This window comes from Chromobacterium sp., assembly GCF_041912965.1.
GTDB lineage: Bacteria > Pseudomonadota > Gammaproteobacteria > Burkholderiales > Chromobacteriaceae > Chromobacterium > Chromobacterium aquaticum.
On record NZ_JAYSGF010000001.1, the window covers coordinates 98167 to 116267 of the forward strand.

Consider the following 18101-nt stretch of genomic DNA (forward strand, 5'->3'; position numbering starts at 1 on the left):
AGTGACTTAGAAAGCTCGTCGAATTTTAATGCCACATTTTGATAGCCCACACATCATGCCTATTGCATAAAAATATTGTTGGCACTAGAATATTCCATAGGAATAATTGTGTAACAAATTAAACAATCAATATAAGAGTTCAATCCGTGATCCGATTCAATTTAATTAAAAAAACGATTGTCATTCTCATGTGCGCAATACTAGCCGCCTGCGGAGGAGGTGGTGGTGGAGGGGGAGGCTCTGGAGGAGGCACATCATCGACAACGCCAAGCGCGCATATCAATATAAATGCCCCAAAAGGAGTTTTTGCTGGTGAGCTATTAAGCTTTATTGGTGAAAGCAATCAGGGTCCCCATACTTACCAGTGGGATTTTGGCGATGGGGCAAAATCAACTGACGCCGCGCCTTCGCACTCCTACGCATCGGAAGGCAGCTATACGGTAACCCTGGTAATCACTAATCAAGCTGGGCTTAAGGCGCAGTCAAGCTCGAAGATCTCCATTCTTCCGGCAAAAGTCACCGCCACGATCACCGGATTAAGTACCAATGCGCTGACAATTGGGGATTCAATTGAATTAGAGGCAATAGGCACAGGTAGCCTGCCCATAAATTATGAGTGGGATTTTGGTGATGGCAGCATCATCCAAGGGAAAAAAGTAATTCATGCTTACTCTAAGGCCGGCAGCTATCAAATAACGCTAAAAGCTAAAGACAAGAATGGAAACACATCAACATCGCAAGCAAGCGTTAACGTTGCCACATCCAAACCAACCGCTCAACTGGTCATTCAAAATAGCGGCCAAATCACCTCAGGCCAAGCGGTAAGCCTTAAAGCCTATGGTAGCGGCTATAGAAGTGTGCGATTTTCTTGGGATTTTGGTGATGGGGAAAAGGGCGATGGAGATTTTCAAACCCATACCTATAAAAAGGCAGGAACGTATCTCGCCAGAGTCACAGTAACCGATGAAGCCGGTGAGATAGCAACAGCCGCCACGACAATACAAGTTGTCTCTCCTCCCTCTCCAATCATTTACTCCATGAACCCCAGTAATTTATCCATCTTGGCGGGAGAGTTCATCCGGTTTGATATGATAGTGACAGGAGAGGGCAATCTTGACTATGCGTGGGATTTTGGCGATGGTTCGAGTTTGGTAAAAGAAAAAAGCCCAACCCATCACTTTCCCTCTTCCGGAACATTCACCGTCACCGCCTATGCCTACAGCAGCAATGGGCAACAAACCCAGGCAACCGCGACAATTTCAGTGGCGCGCTCAGGCATGCGTGTTCTAGCAGGTAGCATCTTTGGTCCAGGCAACCTAGATGGCAATGGCACGAATGCCCGATTTACTTCGCCAGGCAAAGTGTCAAGCAGTATCGATGGCTACTTGTTCTTAATTGACACTGTAACTACCGTTAATGATCTGGGAGGGCGAGTTGAACAAAAGTCTATAAGACGAATAGACAAAATGGGTAATGTCGTCACGATGCTTTCCGGAGAGAACTTTGCCAGTGTCTCTGCGGGGGAAAATGGCGGATTCTATTATATAAATAATGACTATATTTCAGGTAAACGAGTAGCCATCTATAAAGTGTCCCCTGCAAATGATAAAACGGCCATTCCGCCACCCGACAATGGGGGCATCTATCAAATCTTGTCCAATGGCAATGGCAAGCTCTACGCTTTGCTTGATATAGGCCTATACGAATACACTGAGCGGAATGGCTGGAGCAAAATGCCCACGACCAGTGCTTACCCTCGTGACTTGGGGCAAATAGATAGTCTAGGCCGACTCTACTTTGGTTCTTACGACAGCTACTACCGGATTGATTCAAATCAAAAGCTAGAGTTATTAAGAAAAAAGACAAGCCCTTTCAGTGTAGGGATAGATGGCGACGGCAATGTTTACAACATCAACGGTTACTCTCATGATGTCTATAAAGTTGCGCCCAGCGGAGAGTCGTCCACCATTATTAGCGGGGGGGCTGACTTAAACCTTACCAACCCAACGGACGAGGACCCCATTCTCACCATGGAGAGTGATGGCAGTATTTATATTGCCAATAGCCAAAACGCGACCATTCAAAAAAGAGACCCGCAAGGGCATCTCAGTATCGTGGCAGGCGGCTATAGACTTGAAAACAGAATGCAAGACAGCTGTGGCGATGCGATATTAGCCAGGCCATTCATGCTATCTGCTGGGCTGGATGGTGAAAAGATATTTGCGGATCACAGCTTCATAAGATCCATTGAAAGCAATGGTTGCGTTAAAAGCCTGTACACTCCTTCAGAGTATGATGAAATAACTGGCTTGTTAAAAAGCCAATCCGGAGCAATTTACTTCACAACTGCCAATAAAAATGGAGTATTCAAGCTTGCAAATGGCAATGCTGAAGTTTTCTATCAAGATGTCTACCGGTATGGTGATGTACAAGGCTTAACGGAAGATGCCGCTGGAAACATCTACATCATAGACACCACCGGCATTCACAAGCTAAGCATCAGTGGTGTAAAAACCACTGTCTTTAGCCAAAGAACCTTCCCCATTCCGAACAACGAAATTACTGGAGCGGACATCGCCATATCTCCCGCTGGTGAGATTTTCATGGCCAGCAATGCTGTGTTCCGCCTTAACACCGTCTCACAACAAATGGAGGCAATTGCCTCGCAAGCTCAATTCAAAAAAGCAAGAGGCATTGCGATAGATAAAGCGGGCAATATCTTTGTCGCGGATACCGGAAATGCGGTCATCCGAAAAATATCGCCGGATGGGAGTGTATCGATTGTCGCCGGGCAACTCGGGAAAAAGGGAACGCTTGCCGGAGCATTGCCTGCAACGCTAACCGCGCCAAGAGATGTCGCCATCGATCCTCGCAATGGCCATTTGCTCGTCAGCGATACCGGAGCCATACTTGAAATTAGCGTAGATTGATAACACTCATCACCCAGCCTCTATGTGTGTGCCTAATCAGTGGTGATCATTGATATTGTGTTTTTTAATCCACTATTAGATTAAGCATAGAAAAACGCCGCGCTTCACTCAGGAATGCGCGGCGTTGTTTTTTGCTCAACGAACCATTCTTAACATCCTTGGCGCGTTGAAGTCGCTCACAATTCAGTTTCACGGCAAAGGCAAGGCGTGCCGACCTAGGCAGTACTTGGGTACGGTATGCCTCTGGCGGCTTGATCGCCGCTCCTAGCCCTTAGATGGACTTCCCCCCCAGCCGCCGCGCCAATTCCTCGCCTATCCTTCGCATCGGCTCCGGATCGCTCATGCCGAAGTGGTCGCAGTCCAGCTCTACGCACTCCAGCGTGCCGCCGAGATAGGGCCGCCAATCTTCCGGCTTGGGCGCGTCTTCCGGGTGGACGCCGGCGCGGAACAGCAGCACGTCGCCGTCGTAAGGCGGGGTTTGGCTGTCGCGGAACAATTGCATGCCGTGTAGCGAGGCCGCGCCCAGCCGTTCCAGCGCGGCGCGGCCCAGCGGCGCCAGCGGGCTGCCGGGGCGTAGCAGGCGTTGGTAGATCGCTTCATTGTCCAGCGGCTGGCCGTTTTCGTCGGCGTCCACTTCGCCGTTGACGCTGAGCACCGTCACCAGCGCGTCGTGCAATGTCGGTTGCGGCCGGCCCTGCCAGCTGGCGGTCGGATAGCTGTCCATCAGCGCCGCCAGTTCCACGGTTTCGCCAGCGGCGCACAGCTGCGCCGCCATCGCTTGGGCCAGTCCGCCGCCCAGGGACCAGCCCAGCAGCCGGTACGGTCCTTGCGGCTGGACTTCGCGCACGCGGGCCACGTAGTCCGCCACCATCGCGTCGAAGCTGGCCGGCTTGTCGCCGGTGATGCCGGTGGCCTGCAGGCCGTAGATGGCCACGCCGGGCAGGTGCTTGGCCAGGCCCAGATAGCACCAGGACAGGCCTTCCGCCGGGTGCAGGCAGAACAGCGCCGGCAGCGCGCCGGGCTGGATGGTCAGCAGCGGCGCGAATTCCTGGCCTTCGCTGGCCGACGGCGGCCGGTGCGCGGCGGGCGCGCTCAGCGCCTGCGCCAGCGCCGCCACCGTGCTGTGGCTGAACAGCGCGGACACCGCCACTTCGCGGTTCAGGCGTTGGGCCAGCCGGTTTGCCACCTGGATGGCTTGCAGCGATTTGCCGCCCAGTTCGAAGAAGTTGGCGTGGCGGCTGGGCGGGGTGACGCCCAACACTTGCTGCCACACCTCCATCACCTGGCGCTCCAGCGGGCTGGCGTCTTCCGCCGCGGCCGGCGCTTGCGCCTCCATGCCGGCGGCCAGCTGCTTGCGGTCTATCTTGCCGTTGACGTTGCGCGGCAGGCTGTCCAGCCAGCGCCAGTGATCCGGGATCGCCGCCGCCGGCAGCACCTCGGCCAAGCGCGAGCGCATCGTCGCCGGCTCGGTCTCGCCGCCGCTGAGGAAGGCGGCCAGCGTATAGCCGCCGCCGGCCAGCGGCAGGCCCACCACCGCCGCCTCGCGCACCTCCGGGCAGGCCAGCAGCGCGTTTTCGATTTCGGCCGGGTCGATGCGCAGGCCGCTGATCTTCATTTCATGATCCAGCCGGCCCAGGAAGCGTAATTGGCCATCGCTCAGCCGCGCGCGGTCGCCGGTGCGGTAGGCGCGCGGCGCGCCGGGTAGCGCGTCCAAGGTGACGAAGCGGCGCGCGGTCAATTCTTCGCGGCCCAGGTAGCCGATGGCCAGCGCCTCGCCCAGCAGGCACAGTTCGCCGTCCTCGCCCTGCGCCACCGGCTGCAGGCGCTCGTCCACGATGACCGCGCGCACGCCGGGGCGCGGCAGGCCGATGGGCACGCTGTCGCCGCCGTCCCACACCGCGCCGGGGCCGGACAAGATGGCGCTGGTGGCGATGATGGAGGCCTCAGTGGGCCCATAGCTGTTGAGCAGCACGCTGTTGGGTAGCAGCGCCTGCCAGCGACCGGCGCGTTCCGGCAGCGCGGCTTCGCCGCCGATGATGGTCAGCCGCACGCTGGCCAGCTGCGCGGCCAGTTCCGGCTGCAAGGCGAAGGCCAGTTCGTGCCAGAAGGCGGTGGGCAGGTCCAGCACGCTGATGCGCTGGCGCGCCACCGCGGCGGCGAAGGCCGGCATGGACTCCAGCATCGCGTCGGTGCGCAGCACCAGGGTGCCGCCATGGCACAGCGCCAGGAAGATTTCCTCGATGCTGGCGTCAAAGTGCAGCGGCGCGAATTGCAGAATGCGTTCGTCGGCGCCGATGCGGTACAACTGGCCGGCGCTGCTGACGAACTGGGCCAGCGCGCCGTGGCTGACCAGCACGCCGTTGGGCTTGCCGGTGGAGCCGGAGGTGTAGAGCAGATAAGCGGCTTGGCCGGCTTCCGGCGCCGGGTCCGCGGCGGCCAGCGCGTCCTGTTGCGGCGGCAGGTCCAGGCATAGCGCCGGCACGGTGCCCAAGAGCGGACGCCAGGCGTTCAGGGTGACGGCCAGCCGCGGCTGCGCGTCGTCCAGCACCATGGCCTGCCGCGTCGGCGGGCCGTGCGGGTCCAGCGGCACATAGCAGCCGCCGGCCCACAGCGTGGCCAGGATGGCGACGATGGCTTCCGGGCTGCGCGGCAGCACGATGGCCACCCGTTCCTCCGCCCGCAGGCCGGCGGCTTGCAAGCGGCCGGCCAGTTGCAGCACGCGCTGCAACAGCTCGCGGTAGGACAGGCGCTCGCCGTCCTGTTCCAGCGCCGTCGCGTCCGGCCGCGCGGCGGCGGCGGCGCGGATCAGGCTCAATACCTCCCGCGGCTCGCGTTCCAGCGCCGCGCCGTCCAGCACGCTCAGCGGCGGCAGCTCAGGCAGCAGCTCGCTCAACGCGGCGTCCGGCGCGCGGCCGGCCCAGACGTCCAGCCAGGCCAGCAAATCGTCGCGCAGGCCGTCCAGCTCCGTCTGCGGATAGGCATTGGGGTTGGCTTCCAGGCACAGCCGCCATTCGGTATTCAACAGGCTGAAATTGATCGACACATCTTCCACCGGGCCGGAACCCAGCGGCAGCACCCGGCTGTCCAGGCCGGCGAACGGCGCGCGGCGGTCGAAAGGCATCAGGTTCACCACCGCGCCGAACAAGCGCTGCTGGCCGCCGACGCGGGCCAAATCGCCGCGCAGCTGCTCGTAGCGATAGCGCTGATGCGGCCGGATCGCGCGCAGGCTGTCCGCCAGCTGGCGGCTCAGCTCCGCCGCGCCCAGCTCTTCGTCCAGCCGCAGGCTCAGCGGCGCGATATTCATCGCCATGCACGGCACCGCCAGCGCCGGCGTGCCCAAGCGGTTCATCACCGGCAGGCCCAGGGTCAGCGCGCGGCGGCCGCTGCGCTTGGCGAGCCAGGCGCCCACCGCCGCCAGCAGCCAGGCGCCCCAGTCCACGCCGTGCTGTTTGGCCGAAGCCTGCCAGGCGGCGATCTGCGCCGGGCTCAGCCATTGCTCGGCCTTGTTGACCCCGTCCGCCAGCAAGGCGGCGGGCGCCAGCGTGCTGGCCGCCGGCTGCCGGCCCTGGCGCTGCAACCAGAAAGCGCGGTCCTGCGCGCAGGCCTCGCTGGCCTGGTAGTCGTGATCGGCGGCGACGATCTTGTCCAGCGACCAATCCGCCAGCGGCGGCAGGGCCTGCTGCTTGACGCGGGCGCTGTAGCGCGCCGCCAGCGCCTGGCTCAGTAGGCCGTAGGCGAAGCCGTCCAGCGCGATATGGTGGGTCTGCAGATACCACCAGTGCCGCTCCGGCCCCAGCTTCAACACCGCGCCCAAATAGAGCGTGTCCCGCGCCGGATCGCACGGCCGCGCCAGCGCCTGAGCCACCCAGGCCCGCGCCGCCGCTTCCGGTTCCGCTGCCGCGCTGAAGTCCAGGCAGGGTATCTCCGCCTGCGCGGCCACCGGCTGCTGCCACAGCTGGCTGCCGTCAAACTCGAAGCGCATGTTCAGCGCCGCGCAATTGGCCAGCACCTCGGCGGCGCTGTCGCGCAAGGCGTCCAGGTCCAGCGCGCCGCGCAGCTCGGTGGCTTCGGCGGTGAGGTAACTCGGGTTGTCCGGGGAAAGTTGCTGCCCCATCCAGATGCCGTGCTGCGCGGCGCTGACGGGGAGGCGAGAAGCGGTCAAAGTCATAAGAGGGCGTGCCGTTGCGGTTCCATGCCTGCGCTATGATGCGCGGGCAGATCAAATGAGAGCCGCAATCTTACACCATAAATGGGAATGATTATCAATATTGAATTGATGGCCAGTCTGCTCAAGCCTTGTCTACAAAGGCGATGCCGTGGCAGGCGCAGAACGCGCGCAGCGCTGGCCCCAAACGCTCCCGCGCCGCATCGGCGACGCTGAGGCCGGACAGCCTCATGCTCAACCACAATCCCTGCTCGGTCTCAAACGCCAGCGCGGTGGGCAGCGCGCTGCGGTGGTAATACAGCCGTGCCGAGCGCACCTGGCCCAAGGCGCAATGTCTAGCCGCGCCAAAGCGCCGCGCCAGGAACAGCTCGCCGTTGTCCACCCAGGCCAGCGCCGCCTGCTTGCGCGCGCGCGCCACGCCCAGCCCCAGGCTGGCCACCGCCAACAGCGCCGTCGCCGCGGACCAGGGCAGCTCCACCGCTTGCACACTCTGGTTCAACAACAAGGTGGCGGCCGGCGCGCAAGCCAGCGCCAGTTCGCCGGCGGAGTGTTCTATCAGAATGGCATTCATTTGCGGCTCGTTTCATTCCATGGACAAGGGGCGCAATCAGACCCTGAGAAGTACTTCTCGTCAAGACAGGCTGGGGAGTTTTTTGCATTTATATCCATCAGACATGAATGGGCTCTGAGGGATTCAACGCAGGAAAACGGGCAAGACGCGTTTCGGCATATATGAAAACGGGCAGACCATATTTCAACAAACACTAGGCTTTAGTATATTGACGACGTGAGGCCGAAGTTACGCGCGGCGAAATCGGCACGCAGAGTGTCAGATTTAATTTATGGGGTGGGCGTAGATGCAAACAATGTTCTGGTGCAGAAAGTTTTAAAAACCATTTAATCGGTCAATGAAATAGACACTCTTTCATTGTCGGGCTAATTTCGAGCTGGTTTCTTCTAGCTGGGGATAAGTGCTCCAGCCATCAAATTCCCAGGTGGTGTTTGCATAATTACTACACAAATGCAGTAAGTCGGTTTCATGGCTTGACCATTAGGACATAATGTCCTAGTTTGCTGGTGAAGGCCGCCTTATGGCAGGTCAAAACCGGAGCAAACCGATGAATGCAAATGAGATCAAGGCCATAAACAAGGCCCAGGGCATAATCGAAAACCACCTGAGGCAGCCCGGTGCGCTGCTGAACACCCCGGATTTGGTGAAGAAGTATCTGGTATTGCACTTGGCACTTGAGGAGCAGGAGATTTTCTCCTTAGCCTTTCTGGATATTCATATGCGATTGATCGCTTATGAACCCATGTTCGTAGGGAGCCTGACTGAATGCAGGGTGTACCCTCGGGAAGTGATCAAGGCGATTCTGCATCACAATGCCGCCGCGATCATTTTGAGCCACAACCATCCTGGCGGCGTGGCATATCCTTCCCAAGCGGACAGGAATTTAACTTCCTTTCTAAGCGACTGCCTGAAGGTGATCGATGTGAAGCTGCTTGATCATATTATTGTGGCGGGTACTAGCACCTACTCATTTGCGGATAAAGGTTTGCTATAGTGTTTGGCGGGCGTTGCCCGCCTGACTACGAGCAAGGAATAACAATGGAAAAAATCCAAGTGTATGGCGGAACGATCCGGCCCGAATGTTTGTTGCCGTTCGCCAAGGGCTGGGTGCCGCCGACGCCTGAAGAAATAAAGTTGATTTTAAGAGGCGCAGGCAATCTGACGGGTAGTGAGGCCGGGGATTTAGTTGGGGTGACTTCGCGAACGGTTAGGCGCTGGATTGGAGAGCCAGATAAGCCCATTCCCTATGCTTGTTGGGCAATCCTGGTGGAGAAGGCCGGATTTGGTCGAATATGGGGCGGGACGCCGTGACTCAGGCACTTTCAGGCGAGGAGACGATAAAGGCGGTCAGAAAGCGCCAGAGCGAAACGCTACTGGCTTTTTCGACAGGGAAGGATGCTATTGCGGCAATGCTGGCGATACAGCCGCATTTTGACGCGGTGCATCCGTATTACCTTTATTTGGTGCCTGGCTTGGAATTTGTTGAGGAGTCGATTGACTACTATGAACGCTTTTTTGGCGTTCAGATTAAACGTTTGCCGCATCCTTCCCTGCATCGTTGGTTGAACAATTTCATCTTCCAGCCGCCGGAGCGATGCCGCGTCATCGAGCAGGCCGGCTTGCCTAACTTTGAGTACACCGATATCCAAGCTGCGATCGTGAGGAGTGAGGGCCTGCAACAAAACATGCTGGTGGCGGATGGTGTCCGCGCGGCGGATAGTCCGATGCGTAGGATCGCCATCATGACGCATGGCCCGGTCAGCTACAAACAACTCCGCTTTCATCCGGTTTGGGACTGGAAGAAGGCCGATTTGATCGCCGCATTCAAGAAGGCCAATGTACGCTTGCCGATTGATTACAAAATTTGGGGACGATCTTTCGATGGCTTGGACTTGCGTTTCATCTTGCCGCTGAAAAAGCATCTGCCACGCGATTACCAAAAGGTGCTGGATTGGTTTCCCTTGATCGAGCTTGAGGTGTTCCGCTGGGAGAAAGCGCATGGCTGAAGATAAGCATGCTCAAAAGCAGGACATCATCCAGGCGGCAAAGGCGAAGGCCAAGCGCGCTCGCGAAAGCGCGGCGTTGACCAAGCTGGCGCGCAAGGCGCCGCCGTTGGTGCAAATGCCAGATCCCACCGGTGACATTGAGGCGGATAGCCTGGCGGATCTGGATGCGGTGCAAAGAGGGTTCCGTGAGCGGGCGAAGAACGAAGACAAGCGGTTTGAGCTGGTTGTGGATTCGGAATACTGGTTCGCCGTGTGTTTTCAGTCTCGTGCGCAAAAAGAGCGCTTCCTCGTGGCGATGAAGTGGATTGAGCTTGGCGACAAATATTTAGACGGCCAGGAAGTCGCCAGGCTCATGGGGGTTGATCTGCCGGCTGAGCAGCTGCCTTACCAGTCAACCGGCAAGATCGACAAGGACTGGCTGTCGTTTGTGAAGGATTGACGCTGTGAGAAACTTTCTGAGCCGAGCCGCGACCGCTGTGCGCGGTTTTTTTTCGCGCCGAGCAAGCGCACCGAGTCGTTCGCGTTCCAGCGGCAGCTAGATGCGGGCGTTCATGGGAGGCCGCGGTTTCATGACCGCGCGACCGGGCTCCATCACTTTTCGACCTTCGGGGGGCGCGTCGTCGCGGCGCGCTGCGAGCGTGGCGAAATCCCGATCAAGTGGATCGTAGATGAACGGATAGCGAGGCCGCCGATTGAGGCGGCCTTGCCCTTTTATGGAGGATAAGGACCGCTCCAGGTGCTGTTGTGCCGATGCTCATTCCAAGTGCGTCCATCGAGAGCTGGAACGTTGGCATAGGCCCGCTTTGGCGGGCCTTTTTCAGATGAGGTGTCCATGACTGTTTGCGGTGCGAAAACCCGGACAGGCGGGGCATGTCGGCGCAAGCCCTTGAAGGGGAAGAGACGGTGCGCCTTGCACGGGGGCAAAAGCACGGGCCCGCGCGACTCCCGGGGCAACCGCAATGCGGCCCGGCCCGGCAGCCTGTACAGCAAGTTTCTCTCCGAGGAGGAGGAGGCGATTGCTCATGGCTTAGCGCTGGGCCAGGTGGACGAGGAACTACGGCTCACCAAAATCCGTTTAATGCGGGCGCTTGCCGCGGAGCAGGACGCCGAACCATTGGAGCTGGAGAGCATGACGGAAAAGCCGGTGTTGTTCGGCGGCATACCGGATGACGAAGGCGAAACGATTGAGGAACGCACTTATCGCGCCAAGGATTATGCCGCCCTGATCGACCGGCTTACCTCGCGGATTGAGTCGCTCGAATCGCGGCGGCAAGCCCTGCTGCTGGGCGAGGTGGAACTGGAGCTGAAGCGACTGGAGTTGGCGCGGCGCCGCACGGAGCACGACAAGCAGGGCGGCGGCATCACCCACAATATTGTGCCGGTTCCGACCGCGGACAGCGTCGAGGGCTGGGAGGCCGTGGCCGAGCAACACCAAAACAAGATTCTAGGTCAGTCATGATGGCGCGCGCGGAATACCGGGCAGTGTGGCGGCCCTTGCCGGGCTCGCAGTCCTTGGCCTTGTCCTGCCCGTGCAATGAGATCTTGCTTGAAGGCACGCGCGGTCCCGGCAAAACCGCCGCGCAGTTGATGAAGTTTCGCCAGCGGGTGGGGCTGGGTTATGGCAGTTTCTGGCGCGGGGTGATTTTTGATGTCGAGTACAAGAACCTGGCCGATGTCATCACCCAGTCGAACCGGATGTTCAAGCTGTTCAACGACGGCGCCCGCTTGCTGCGCTCGCCCTCCGAGCTGCGCTGGGTGTGGCCGACGGGCGAGGAACTGCTGTTCCGCTGCGGCGACGATGAGGGCGATTACTGGGCCTACCACGGCCAGGAGCTGCCCTTCATCGGCTTTAACGAGCTGACCAAGCAAAAGAGCATGGATTTCTACGACGCGATGATGTCGTGCCGGCGCAGTTCTTTCCGGCCGGAGAACTACCCGCTGGCGGATGGCACGGTGCTGCCGTCCATCCCCCTGGAAACGATCAGCACGACCAATCCCTTCGGCGTTGGCCATGCCTGGGTCAAGCGGCGCTTTATCGAGCCGATGCCGCGCGGCCGGGTGCTGCGCACCAGCCAGCGGGTGCACAACCCGCGGACCCGGCAGGAGGAGGAAATCACGCTGACGCGGGTGGCCATCCATGGCAGCTTCAAGGAGAACCCTTATCTGGATCCGGTGTACATCGCCACGCTGATGAATATCAAGGATCCGAACAAGCGCAAGGCCTGGGTTGAGGGTTCCTGGGACGTCACCAGCGGCGGGCGCTTCGATCATCTGTGGCGCGAGGCGGTGCACGTAGTGCGGCCATTCAAGATTCCGCCGGGCTGGAAAGTGGACCGCAGCCACGACTGGGGCGAGAGCAAGCCGTTTTCCAATCTGTGGTGGGCGGAGTCGAATGGCGAGGCGTTTGAGCTGGATGGTCGGGTCTTACGCTACCCGAAGGGCAGCTTGTTCCTGATCGGTGAATGGTATGGCTGCGAGCCGGATCAGCTCAATGTCGGCTTGAACATGAGTTCCACCGATGTGGCCAAGGGGGTGAGGTGGATAGACCAGCATCTGGCCGGCGGCGCGGCTGAACGGCCCGCCAGCCTCGGCAAAGGGCAGTTGAATGTGCGGCCGGGCTTGTGCGCCAACGTCCGCCCCGGGCCCGCGGACGCCATGATCAAGAACAGCGGCGACCATGAGTTGAGCATCGCCGACAAGATGGCGCGGCAGGGCGTGCGCTGGACGGATTCGGACAAGCGGCCGGGCTCGCGGGTCAATGGCGCCGCCATTTTCTGCGACATGTTGGAGGCGGCCTTGTATGCCGCCGATAAGGAGTCAGGCATGCCGGAGGAGCCGGCGTTCTACGTGTTCGATCATTGCCGCGGCTGGATCAGCCGGATCCCGATCCTGCCGCGCGCCAAGGACAATCCGGACGACGTGGACACGGATGCGGAGGACCACGATTGGGATGGCACCCGCTACCGCGTCCTCAGCAAGCGGGTGACGATCAAGCGGCAAGCACTCAAATATTGACCCGCCAGCTGGCGGGTTTTTCCTGGCAGGAGCGACAGCGAGCGATGTCCGACCCGAGCAAAAAAAGCCAAGCCGTCAAGACCATGGCCGAGCATGACGCGATGATTGACGCCTTGATCGGCGGCACCAGCGGCATGCGCGGCGCCGGCAAGGCCTTGTTGCCGCCGTTTCCCTTGGAGGAGGACGAAGATTTTCAGCGACGCCTGCAGGCATCGACCTTGTTGCCGGCTTACACCGAAACGGTGGACCAGATGGTGGGGCGGGTATTCGCCAAGCCGTTGCGGGTGGAAAGCACACTGCCGCCGGCCTTGCTCGCCGATGTCGATCGCGAAAAGCGCAACTTGCACACATTCGCGCATGAGGCCTTCCATCAGGCTTTTCATCGCGGCGTGGCCTATGTTCTGGTCGATCAGCAGCGGATCGCGGAGGGCGCGACGTTGGCGGACGCGCGGAGCGGGGGCGTCCGGCCTTATTGCGTGTTGATTCCGCGCACCGCGGTGCTGGGCTGGCGCGAACAGGGTAAACAGCTGACCCAGTTCCGCTTCTTGGAAAAAGTGATCGTCAACGATGGGGCGTTTGGGGAGCGCGAGGAAGAGCAGATCAAAGTACTGGAGCCGGGCAAGTGCTCCATTTACCGCAATCAAGGCGGCAAAACGGGCTGGCAGCGGGTGGCATCGTTCGCCATGGGCGTCGCCAGGATTCCGGTGGTGCCGGTTTACAGCGAGCGCACCCGCTTCATGTGCGGCGCGCCGGCCTTGCTGGAGCTGGCGCACCTGAATGTGAAGCATTGGCGCGAACAAAGCGATCAGGATAGGTCGGTGCAGTTCGCGCGGGTGAGGATGGCCTACGTCTCGGGGGTGGAGGATGAGTCGCTGAGCATCAAGGCCAGCGCCGACGGGCTGATTCCCTTGCCCAAGGGCGGCAGTATCGGCGTGGTGCAAGGCAGCGCCGAGTCGGTGACGGTCGGCCAGAACGCCTTGACCGCGCTGGAGGAGCAGATGAACACCGCCGGCGCCAAGCTGACTACCCAATCGGTGCTGTCGATGTCGGACCGTCAGGCCGGCGAAGAGCAGGCCAAGATGATTTCCCGGCTGGCGGCGATGGGCGAGGCCTTGGAGGATGCGCTGGACCAGGTGCTGCAGTTGATTGCCGACTGGTCCGACGTGCAGGAGGGCGGCAGCGTGCAGCTCGGTGTCGAGCTGAAGGATTTGATGTCGGCCAGCAAGGTGGCGGTGAAGGAGGTGCTGGAGATGCAGACGCAAGGCTTGCTCAGCAAGCAGTCCGCCTTCGAAATCTGCCAGACCCTGATTCCCGCTCTGGACGAGAAGTCTTGGGAGGATGAACAGGCCCGCATTGAAACCGATGCGCCGACGCTATGATCACCTTGTTCGATACCGCGACCGAGCGTCAGCTTGAGCTCTTGCGCTATGACGCCAGTGCGCGGGAGCAAGTCGCCAAGATGCTGCGCCAGCTGGGGCTGGAAGTCGAGGCCTTGATCGGCGGGGTGCAATTTGACCGCTTGACCGACTTCCAGTCGCGGCGCGCGCGACGGCTGCTGGCCCAGATCAAGGCGACGCTTGGCCAGGGCTATGGCGATATCGGCGCCTGGATGGATGATCAGCTGGCCGCGCTGGTGACGATACAGGCGCAGTGGGGCGTCGAGGTATTGGCGCCGGCGCTGGGGATTTCGTTTGCTGGTTTGCCCGGCCCCGATATGCTGGAGGCGCTGGCGCGCGGCAAGCTGATCCAGGGCAGCTTGATCGAAGACTGGTGGTCGCGTCAGGAAAGCAGCATGCAGTTCCGCGGCGCCGGCATCATTCGCAGCGGAATCGTCAACGGGGCGAGCAACGATCAGATCGCGCGCTCGATGCGAGATCTGTTCGAGATTGCGCAGCGTGATGCGATGGCCTTGGTACGAACTGCAGTCCAGTCGGTGGCGAATGAGGCGATGAGCGGGCTGTATCAGGCCAATCGCGATATCGTGCAAGGCTATGTGGCGCTGGCCACGCTGGACAGCCGCACCACGATTGAATGCGCCGCGCGCAATCTGCTGCGCTGGGATATGGAGGGTAGGCCGGTTGGGCATGCTCTGCCGTTTCGGAAACCACCGCTGCATTGGAATTGCCGCACGGTGTTGATGCCCTGGCTGAAGAGCGATGGCGAGGCGCTGGGCGGCGGACGCTCCAGCGACGAAGGCTATGTGGCGGCCGATCTCTCATTCGACGCCTTCCTGCAGCGCAAGGATCGCGACTATCTGGACCGGATGTTGGGCAAGGGCAGGGCCCAGCTCTACCTGGACAAGAAGCTGACCTTGATCGATTTATTGGACCAGCGGGGCAACCGCCTGCCCCTGGACGAACTGGCGCGCAAGGCGGAGAGGGTCCGGCGATGAATCTGAACAAGATGACCGAGGCCGAGTGGCTAGCGTCGGAAGCGCGGCTTGGCAGTCAATGGCGCGACGGCGAACTGGCGCACTTGCAGCTTGAGCTTGAGCATGCGGCGCTGTACCACGATGTGAAGGCCTTTGCCGAGCGGTTGCATCTCAGCAAGCTGGAGTATGCGCGGCTGGCTTACTACTGCCTGGACCACGGGGTGCCGGAGACGGACATCGTGCCTCTGTTCTGGGGCGCCGCCGAGCAGGCCGGCGCCCAGTACCGGTTCGCCATCATGGAGATGGCGGATCGCTGGAAAAACGGCGCCATCGTCAGCCAGCTGTTGCAAGCAAAGCCTTACCCGTCGTGATGAAACGCCCGCGAAAGCGGGCTTCGGCCTATTCCGCCCCGGTGCCTGCCGGGGCTTTTTATTTGGGCGCAGCCCATGCAACCCGGAAGGAATCACAGCGTGAAATATCGAAATCAAGCGATCAAATTTTATCTGCGCGCGCCGGCCGGCGGCGAGGGCGGCGGCGCTGGGGCCGGCGGAACGGAGGGCGGTGGCGGCGCAGGGTCTGGCGGCGAGGAGGGCAAGCCGAGCGTTGAATTGGCGGCATTGGAAAAAGAGCTGGCCGGCCTGCGCGCCGAGAACAGCGAGTTGCAGGGCTCGCTCAAGACCCAGGCCGAGCAGCTGGCGCGTTTCGACGGCATCGACCCGGACGCGGTGCGCAACATCCTGCAGAAGTTCGCCAACGACAAGGAGGCCGCGCTGATCGCCAAGGGCGACCTGGACACGGTGCTGGAGATGCGGACCGCGCGCATGCAGGAGTCGCACGACAAGGAGCTGGAGGAGCTGAAGAAGGAGATCACGCGGCGAGATGAGCAATTGGCGCGCGCGGAGCGCAAGGAGTTCCGCGGCGAAGTGGCCACCACCGCCAAGCGCTATGGCGCGATCGACGAGGCGTCGGAAGACATCATGCGGCGGGCGATGGACGTGTTCAAGCTGGATGAGCGCGGCGACCTCGTCGCCAAGGATGGCTCGCTGGACAGCAAGGGCAAGCCGCTGACCGTGGATTCCTGGTTCGCCGAGCTGAAGGACAAGGCGCCGTGGTTTTTTCCGGCGAAGGGCGGCTCGGGTTCGGCCGGCGGCGCCCTCGGCGCGGGGGTGAAACGTTCGGAGATGAGCGCTGCGCAGATGCGGGAATTCATCGCCAAGTACGGCCAGCAGGCCTATCTCAAGTTGCCGCAGTAAGCCAGAGCGTTCGCGACCGTTATACGCGCCCTAGCCGGGCGTTTTTTATTTTGGAGACCTAGGCATGACCACGACCAATAAAGACATGGTGATTTACGACGACCTGGCGCAAACCGCCTATCTGGAGCGGATGCAGGATGTGCTGGAGGTGTTCAACGGCGCGTCCAACGGCGCGTTCGACCTGTCGAATGAGCACATCGTCGGCGACTTCCGCAAGCGGGCGTTTTACAAGATCGGCGGCAGCATCGAACACCGCGACGTCAATTCCGAGGGGCGCGTCGGTCCCAAGAAGATCGGCGCCAGCGAGATGGTCGGCGTGAAAGTGCCTTTCAAGTATGGCCCGTACTCGACCTCCGAAGAGGCGTTCAAGCGCCGCAGCCGCGAGCCGGAGGAGTTTTCGGTGCTGCTGGGCCAGGATTACGCCGACGCGGTGCTGACCGGTTACATCCGCTATGCCACCGCGGCGCTGCAGGCCGCCATCGGCGGCAACAAGGAGATGGTGGCCAAGGCCAATATCGCCGTCGACGGCAAAAAGACGCTGACCAAGGGTTTGCGCAAATTCGGCGACCGTTTCAACCGCATCGCGCTGTGGGTGATGGACTCCAGCATCTACTTCGACATCGTCGATCAGGCGATTGCGGAGAAGGTCTACGAAGAGGCCGGCCTGGTGATCTATGGCGGCGCGCCCGGCACCTTGGGCAAGCCGGTGCTGGTCACCGACCAATCGCCGCAGGAGGTGCTGTTCGGCCTGCAGCGCGGCGCCATCAACATCAACGAATCCCAGTTGCCGGGCTTCCGCTCCTATCCGATCAATGACGGCGAGAACCTGGAAATCGGCTTCCGGGCGGAGGGCGTGTTCAATATGGACGTGATGGGTTACAGCTGGAAGGAAACCGCCGGCGCCAACCCCAATCTCGCCACGGTGGCTTCCAGCGCCAGCTGGCAGAAGCACGCCACCAGCAATAAATCCACCGCCGGCGTGGTGATCAATCTGAGCCACGAGCAGTAAGAACCTGCTTACGATCTGCTGCGCGGCGGCGACCGCCCGTTCGGTGTCAGGAGGACAAGGTGAATCTGATCTACACAAGCAGGACCGAGGGATTTGACGCGGACGGCGTGTATCGCCACCCGCGTTACTTTCAGGGACCGGAAAAAGGGGTGGCCAGCGTGTTGGTGGAGGGGGACTGGCCCGAGATCGTCGCCGCCTACCAGGCCTTGGAGGTCCCGGTGGAGGTGCTGGAGGCGACGCCCGCCGCGAAGGCGCAGCGGGGAAGGCGTCTTGCCGCGGCCGGCGCGGGCAGGCCTGAGGCCTGAGGAGATGACCTTAATCGTCGAGGATGGCAGCGGCCGGGCCGATGCCGACAGCCTGGTCACCCTGGCCGCGGCGGACGGCTACCACCTGGAGCACGGCAATGGGGCGTGGAGCGGTTTGAGCACGGCGCAGAAGGAACGGCGCTTGCGCTACGCGGCGCTCTACCTCTCCAGCATGTGGCAGTTCGCCGGCAAGCCGGTGACACCGCAGCAGCGGTTGGCGTTTCCGCGCAGCGCGGTCGGCGTGCCGGCGCGAGTGATCGCCGCGCAGATGGAGCTGGCCTTGGTGGACGACCTGGCCGAGTCCTTGGCCAGGGTCGAGCGCGGCATGGTGACGCGCAAGCAAACGGAGTCGCTGGTGACCGAATACGCGCAGCCCATCATCAATCGAACCGCGGCCGCGCGCTTCCCGTTGGTCAACGCGATGTTGAAGCCCTACTTGGCCGCGGCCGGCCATATCAAGCTGATCCGGGGGTGAG

General features: G+C 60.9%; 16 protein-coding genes. 14 read left to right on the forward strand and 2 right to left on the reverse strand.

What is annotated here, in order from left to right; translation table 11 throughout:
* Positions 1 to 146: 146 nt before the first annotated feature.
* The gene (locus ACE3QM_RS00440; protein ID WP_374419402.1) at positions 147 to 2930 is read left to right on the forward strand and encodes a PKD domain-containing protein; all 2784 of its coding nucleotides are present in this window, start codon (positions 147 to 149) and stop codon (positions 2928 to 2930) included.
* A gap of 271 nt (positions 2931 to 3201) precedes the next feature.
* On the opposite strand, the gene ACE3QM_RS00445 is transcribed toward ACE3QM_RS00440, so the two are convergent.
* Complete coding sequence (locus ACE3QM_RS00445) at positions 3202 to 7098, reverse strand: amino acid adenylation domain-containing protein (protein ID WP_374419404.1); 3897 nt, start codon at positions 7096 to 7098, stop codon at positions 3202 to 3204.
* A 121-nt stretch (positions 7099 to 7219) separates the two neighbouring features.
* Positions 7220 to 7666, reverse strand: a complete 447-nt coding sequence (locus tag ACE3QM_RS00450; protein ID WP_374419406.1) for a hypothetical protein — start codon at positions 7664 to 7666, stop codon at positions 7220 to 7222.
* A gap of 547 nt (positions 7667 to 8213) precedes the next feature.
* Here ACE3QM_RS00450 and ACE3QM_RS00455 point away from each other — a divergent pair.
* The 13 genes from ACE3QM_RS00455 to ACE3QM_RS00515 all read left to right on the forward strand — a co-directional run bounded on the left by ACE3QM_RS00455 (position 8214) and on the right by ACE3QM_RS00515 (position 18100).
* Positions 8214 to 8660 carry a JAB domain-containing protein gene (locus tag ACE3QM_RS00455; protein ID WP_374419408.1) on the forward strand — a complete coding sequence of 149 codons (447 nt, stop codon included), beginning with the start codon at positions 8214 to 8216 and terminating at the stop codon, positions 8658 to 8660.
* A 44-nt stretch (positions 8661 to 8704) separates the two neighbouring features.
* Positions 8705 to 8977 (forward strand): transcriptional regulator, encoded by a 273-nt coding sequence (locus ACE3QM_RS00460; RefSeq protein WP_374419410.1) that lies wholly within the window; start codon positions 8705 to 8707, stop codon positions 8975 to 8977.
* Entirely contained in the window at positions 8959 to 9672 is a 714-nt protein-coding gene (locus ACE3QM_RS00465; RefSeq protein WP_374419412.1) for a phosphoadenosine phosphosulfate reductase, read from the forward strand. The genes ACE3QM_RS00460 and ACE3QM_RS00465 overlap by 19 nt, the downstream gene beginning before the upstream one ends.
* A complete protein-coding gene (locus ACE3QM_RS00470; RefSeq protein ID WP_374419413.1) occupies positions 9665 to 10111 on the forward strand; it encodes a hypothetical protein in 447 nt (148 codons plus the stop codon). The genes ACE3QM_RS00465 and ACE3QM_RS00470 overlap by 8 nt, the downstream gene beginning before the upstream one ends.
* A gap of 393 nt (positions 10112 to 10504) precedes the next feature.
* Positions 10505 to 11131 (forward strand): HGGxSTG domain-containing protein, encoded by a 627-nt coding sequence (locus tag ACE3QM_RS00475; RefSeq protein ID WP_374419415.1) that lies wholly within the window; start codon positions 10505 to 10507, stop codon positions 11129 to 11131.
* On the forward strand, positions 11128 to 12687 hold the full coding sequence (locus ACE3QM_RS00480) for a hypothetical protein (protein WP_374419417.1): 1560 nt from the start codon (positions 11128 to 11130) through the stop codon (positions 12685 to 12687). Before ACE3QM_RS00475 ends, ACE3QM_RS00480 begins: the two co-directional genes overlap by 4 nt.
* Positions 12688 to 12731: 44 nt before the next feature.
* On the forward strand, positions 12732 to 14066 hold the full coding sequence (locus ACE3QM_RS00485; RefSeq protein WP_374419420.1) for a DUF4055 domain-containing protein: 1335 nt from the start codon (positions 12732 to 12734) through the stop codon (positions 14064 to 14066).
* Positions 14063 to 15079: a minor capsid protein gene (locus ACE3QM_RS00490; RefSeq protein WP_374419422.1), complete on the forward strand. Its 1017-nt coding sequence runs from the start codon at positions 14063 to 14065 to the stop codon at positions 15077 to 15079. Before ACE3QM_RS00485 ends, ACE3QM_RS00490 begins: the two co-directional genes overlap by 4 nt.
* On the forward strand, positions 15076 to 15429 hold the full coding sequence (locus tag ACE3QM_RS00495; RefSeq protein ID WP_374419424.1) for a hypothetical protein: 354 nt from the start codon (positions 15076 to 15078) through the stop codon (positions 15427 to 15429). The genes ACE3QM_RS00490 and ACE3QM_RS00495 overlap by 4 nt, the downstream gene beginning before the upstream one ends.
* A gap of 99 nt (positions 15430 to 15528) precedes the next feature.
* Complete coding sequence (locus ACE3QM_RS00500) at positions 15529 to 16311, forward strand: hypothetical protein (protein ID WP_374419425.1); 783 nt, start codon at positions 15529 to 15531, stop codon at positions 16309 to 16311.
* Positions 16312 to 16375: 64 nt separating this feature from the next.
* Complete coding sequence (locus ACE3QM_RS00505; RefSeq protein WP_374419428.1) at positions 16376 to 17320, forward strand: major capsid protein; 945 nt, start codon at positions 16376 to 16378, stop codon at positions 17318 to 17320.
* A 59-nt stretch (positions 17321 to 17379) separates the two neighbouring features.
* Entirely contained in the window at positions 17380 to 17625 is a 246-nt protein-coding gene (locus ACE3QM_RS00510) for a hypothetical protein (protein WP_374419429.1), read from the forward strand.
* Between the two features lie 4 nt (positions 17626 to 17629).
* Entirely contained in the window at positions 17630 to 18100 is a 471-nt protein-coding gene (locus ACE3QM_RS00515; protein WP_374419431.1) for a DnaT-like ssDNA-binding protein, read from the forward strand.
* The last annotated feature ends 1 nt before the right edge of the window (position 18101 follow it).

What these genes read in the sequence shown, in the direction of transcription:
- ACE3QM_RS00450 (WP_374419406.1), bottom strand. Translation starts at nt 7,666, where the DNA reads ATGAATGCCATTCTGATAGAACACTCCGCCGGCGAACTGGCGCTGGCT.
- ACE3QM_RS00455 (WP_374419408.1), top strand. Translation starts at nt 8,214, where the DNA reads ATGAATGCAAATGAGATCAAGGCCATAAACAAGGCCCAGGGCATAATC.
- ACE3QM_RS00470 (WP_374419413.1), top strand. Translation starts at nt 9,665, where the DNA reads ATGGCTGAAGATAAGCATGCTCAAAAGCAGGACATCATCCAGGCGGCA.
- ACE3QM_RS00480 (WP_374419417.1), top strand. Translation starts at nt 11,128, where the DNA reads ATGATGGCGCGCGCGGAATACCGGGCAGTGTGGCGGCCCTTGCCGGGC.
- ACE3QM_RS00495 (WP_374419424.1), top strand. Translation starts at nt 15,076, where the DNA reads ATGAATCTGAACAAGATGACCGAGGCCGAGTGGCTAGCGTCGGAAGCG.
- ACE3QM_RS00485 (WP_374419420.1), top strand. Translation starts at nt 12,732, where the DNA reads ATGTCCGACCCGAGCAAAAAAAGCCAAGCCGTCAAGACCATGGCCGAG.
- ACE3QM_RS00475 (WP_374419415.1), top strand. Translation starts at nt 10,505, where the DNA reads ATGACTGTTTGCGGTGCGAAAACCCGGACAGGCGGGGCATGTCGGCGC.
- ACE3QM_RS00515 (WP_374419431.1), top strand. Translation starts at nt 17,630, where the DNA reads ATGACCTTAATCGTCGAGGATGGCAGCGGCCGGGCCGATGCCGACAGC.
- ACE3QM_RS00445 (WP_374419404.1), bottom strand. Translation starts at nt 7,098, where the DNA reads ATGACTTTGACCGCTTCTCGCCTCCCCGTCAGCGCCGCGCAGCACGGC.
- ACE3QM_RS00460 (WP_374419410.1), top strand. Translation starts at nt 8,705, where the DNA reads ATGGAAAAAATCCAAGTGTATGGCGGAACGATCCGGCCCGAATGTTTG.
- ACE3QM_RS00490 (WP_374419422.1), top strand. Translation starts at nt 14,063, where the DNA reads ATGATCACCTTGTTCGATACCGCGACCGAGCGTCAGCTTGAGCTCTTG.
- ACE3QM_RS00505 (WP_374419428.1), top strand. Translation starts at nt 16,376, where the DNA reads ATGACCACGACCAATAAAGACATGGTGATTTACGACGACCTGGCGCAA.
- ACE3QM_RS00465 (WP_374419412.1), top strand. Translation starts at nt 8,959, where the DNA reads ATGGGGCGGGACGCCGTGACTCAGGCACTTTCAGGCGAGGAGACGATA.